The organism is Micromonospora thermarum (genome assembly GCF_012034245.1).
Lineage (GTDB): Bacteria > Actinomycetota > Actinomycetes > Mycobacteriales > Micromonosporaceae > Micromonospora > Micromonospora thermarum.
Map to the genome: position 1 here is coordinate 1 of NZ_JAATEO010000116.1, position 307 is coordinate 307.

The window sequence follows — 307 nt, forward strand, 5'->3', positions numbered from 1 at the left end:
TTCGACGCGGTGCTGCTGGACCGGGACGGCACGTTGGTGGAGGACGTGCCGTACAACGGGGATCCGGAGAAGGTGCGGCCGGTGCCGGGTGCGCGGGCGGCGTTGGACGCGTTGCGGGCGGCGGGTCTGCGGCTGGCGGTGGTGACGAACCAGTCGGGGTTGGCGAAGGGGCTGTTCACCGAGGCGCAGATGCGGGCGGTGCACGCCCGCATCGAGGAGTTGCTGGGGCCGTTCGACGCGTGGCTGGTGTGTCCGCACGACGACGCCGACGGGTGCAGGTGCCGGAAGCCGGCGCCCGGGATGGTGC

General features: G+C 73.0%; 1 protein-coding gene. It reads left to right on the forward strand.

Annotated elements, in window-relative coordinates; genetic code table 11:
• On the forward strand, positions 1–307 hold a 307-nt coding region (locus HCJ94_RS29460), incomplete at both ends, for an HAD-IIIA family hydrolase (RefSeq protein WP_240944618.1).